The organism is Secundilactobacillus kimchicus JCM 15530, from assembly GCF_001433995.1.
In the GTDB taxonomy this organism is placed as follows: domain Bacteria; phylum Bacillota; class Bacilli; order Lactobacillales; family Lactobacillaceae; genus Secundilactobacillus; species Secundilactobacillus kimchicus.
Genome location: NZ_AZCX01000023.1, coordinates 1 through 1,921 on the forward strand (window position 1 = coordinate 1; position 1,921 = coordinate 1,921).

Sequence of the window (1,921 nt, forward strand, 5' to 3'; positions counted from 1 at the left end):
GTTTTCAAAGGTCTACTGATTAGCTGTCTTCGTGACAGCTTTTATAATATATCACGTTGACTCCTTTTGGTCAACCCTTAATTTCAACTTTCTTAGCCGTTGAAATTAATTGGCTACCTCGTGAAGCAACGAGAACAATCATACCAAGCTTTACCAAAACCGTCAACACCAAAATCCAAAAAAAGCACAATCTCATCAGAGACTGTGCCTTTTGCAATTGTGTTTTAATATTATGCTTCAACCCGGGCTAAGAAATACTTCTTCTTTCCCCGACGAACGATGACGAATTGCCCGTCAAAGTGTGAGCTAGGATCGACAGTTGCTTCAGTATCCGTCACCTTTTCACCGTTGATCCGAATAGCCCCGTTTGAGACATCTTCGCGGGCCTGACGTCTTGAAGGTTCAATTGAAGTGACGTCTACTAACCATTCGACAATATTTCGTTTTTCAGCTGTGACCGTAACCGAAGGGACGCTCTTGAACCCCTGTTCAATTTCTCGAGCTGTCAATTCGGCGACGTCCCCTGAGAATAACGCTTTCGAAATATTCTCAGCTTCATTCACTGCCTCTTGGCCATGAACAAACGCGGTCACTTCCTCAGCTAATCGCCGCTGTGCCTCCCGTTTTTCAGGGTGGTCACTAACCTTTTGGGCAAGGTCATTAATTTCATCTTGATCCAGGAATGTGAAGTATTTGAGGTATTTGACGACATCCCGATCATCTTGGTTTAACCAGAATTGGTAGAATTCGTAAGGTGAGGTCTTTTCCGCATCTAACCAAACAGCTCCCCCGGCAGTCTTACCAAACTTAGTACCATCGGCCTTCAACATCAACGGAATGGTCAACCCGTAGACCTTAGTATCACTGCCTTTGATCTTATGAATCAAATCAATTCCGGCCGTGATGTTTCCCCACTGGTCCGCACCGCCGACTTGCAACTGAACATCTTCAGCTTCATATAGATGAAGAAAATCAATTGATTGCAGAATCTGGTAAGTAAATTCCGTGTACGAAATACCGACCTCTAGTCGTGAAGCAACGACCTCTTTTGCCAGCATGTTGTTCACATTAAACAGCTTCCCATAATCACGTAGGAAGGCCAACAGGGAAATGGTTGATAGCCAATCGTAATTGTTCACAATCTTAAATTGCCCATCCTGGCCAAAGAGACGTTGCATTTGCGCCGTAATGGCCGCTTCATTCTTATGAACCTGCTCCATTGATTGCAAGGTTCGTTCCGATTTTTTCCCACTTGGATCACCGATTGACCCTGTCCCACCACCAATCACAATGTATGGCCGGTGACCGGCCAACTGGAACCGTTTAAGAATCATGAACGGAATCAAATGCCCAATGTGCATGGAGTCACCTGTTGGATCAATTCCAACATAGAGACCAACCGCCTTTTCAGAAACAAGTTTGGCCAATCCTTCTTCGTCTGTTTGTTGATTGATTGCACCGCGCCATTTAAGCTCATCAATAATTGTCACAATAGTTCCTCCTAGATAATAAAAAGCCCCCATTGGTCACCATGACCAATAGGGACGAAATAGTTTCCGCGTTACCACCCAAGTTATGCAGGTACCTGCATCTCTCGTCATCGTTAACGGAATGACCCGTCGAAAGCATCGAAAGCTCCACACTGTAATTCGAACAACCGGGACGGTTGGCTTCCAGCATCCGCCAACTTTCTACTTCGGAGCCCATCGTTCTACTAAATGCTTCTTCGCTTCATTCATCATACAAACCCCCTATATAAATGTCAACTCCTCATCCTATGGTTAAAATCATTTTCATCACTGAAAATAAAAATGTAAATTTTTTTCATTTCTGCTTGCTACTTATCCCAATATCCCATATAATAAAAGCGTCGAAAATAATAAATGAAACGAGGACATTTCTGATGAAACTAGGTTTAATC

At 43.6% G+C, this 1,921-nt stretch carries 1 protein-coding gene and 1 other annotated feature; the gene reads right to left on the reverse strand.

What is annotated here, in order from left to right:
* Nucleotides 1-230: 230 nt before the first annotated feature.
* On the reverse strand, nt 231-1,490 hold the full coding sequence (tyrS, locus tag FC96_RS12475; protein ID WP_055679971.1) for a tyrosine--tRNA ligase: 1,260 nt from the start codon (nt 1,488-1,490) through the stop codon (nt 231-233).
* Nucleotides 1,491-1,537: 47 nt separating this feature from the next.
* Nucleotides 1,538-1,736 (reverse strand) — a binding site (T-box leader).
* Between the last annotated feature and the right edge of the window lie 185 nt (nt 1,737-1,921).